General features: G+C 42.5%; 1 protein-coding gene and 2 pseudogenes. 2 read left to right on the top strand and 1 reads right to left on the bottom strand.

The genetic code is table 11. The features are described 5' to 3' along the window. Window positions 1-533 (top strand): annotated as a pseudogene (locus QTN95_RS20810) (hypothetical protein); the annotation flags it as partial. Beyond that, window positions 530-895, top strand: coding sequence for a hypothetical protein (locus QTN95_RS20805; protein WP_331418872.1), 366 nt, complete (start codon window positions 530-532; stop codon window positions 893-895). The pseudogene QTN95_RS20810 and the gene QTN95_RS20805, both read left to right, overlap by 4 nt. Before the next feature lie 59 nt (window positions 896-954). On the opposite strand, the pseudogene QTN95_RS20800 reads toward QTN95_RS20805, so the two are convergent. Next, window positions 955-1,090 (bottom strand): annotated as a pseudogene (locus QTN95_RS20800) (IS4 family transposase); the annotation flags it as partial.

Genomic DNA, 1,090 nt, shown 5'->3' with positions numbered 1-1,090 from the left:
AACGTTCTGTTCAAATCCCAATTTACACTCAGATTAGACGTAACTTAAAACTCTCTACTCATTCTATTATCCATAATGCTGATGAAATTATTGCAAAAGGTCTGGTACCGAATTTAGGTAAGCGTATAGCGAATGTGGCGATTGGTATCACGACGTCTCGTGGAGTCGGTTACGTAGGGCTAGTGCTTGGAGCAGCAAGTAGTACGAAGAATATTTATGAAGCCTGTTCTGTCGATGGTTCAGGAGAATGCGGCAAAGTGACGGCTCGTGAAATTGGTGGCTTTCTTGGAGGTTGGCTTGTTGGAGCACAAACGGGGCAATGGGCAGCTTCAGGAACATTGTTAGCACTTGGTGTTGTCGGGATTACATCTGCCCCTGTCCTTGCTATAGCTTCAATTAGTGCATTCGTCGTTGGAGGTGCTGCCGGAGGTGTTATAGGGGCAACTATTGGTAAAAGCACAGGAGATATTGTGTATGAAAAAGCCATCGAGTTTACAGAAGCAACTGAAGCACTAGTAGAGGACTTATTTTGAGTGATTTTCTTAACGTTATAAGTGGAGTTTTTGCAATTTACGCCATAATCTGGGGAATCCCTGGCGTGCTCATGAGTGCTGTGGTTGGTTTAGGTAACGTACAACGCATTGTTTTTATTGATAAGCAACTAGCTAAAGACTTAGACAAGCTTTACGATGAAAAAGGTTATCTAAGATGGCAATTCCAAACCTCTTACTCAATAGTCAGTCGTCTAACAAGGTACTGGATAGCTTACCCTTTTATAAGATATCGAGTTAAGACTGAATCAAAAAAATTTAGATTGTTTATGTGGATTAATAGTATTGGGATATGGAGTTGGCTTCTAGCTCCTTCCCTATCTTTTGTAGAAAAATTAATGTAACCGCAGTTGTGTGAAATCAACGTACATTCAGCAAAGTTACGATGCGCTGAGGGATCCCCTCATAAATCCGCCAGTGCATAGCCATCTTTTAAGAGCTGCTCAGCTAGAGCCATGGCCGTTGCTAAGAGGTGTTGTGTAGTAATCTCGTAGTCTGGTCGCCTGAGGACTTCCATACCTAATCGAACGGTAGACAGG

This window comes from Vibrio sp. M260112, assembly GCF_036533775.1.
Lineage (GTDB): Bacteria > Pseudomonadota > Gammaproteobacteria > Enterobacterales > Vibrionaceae > Vibrio.
This window is presented reverse-complemented; position numbering and strand designations above follow the sequence as displayed.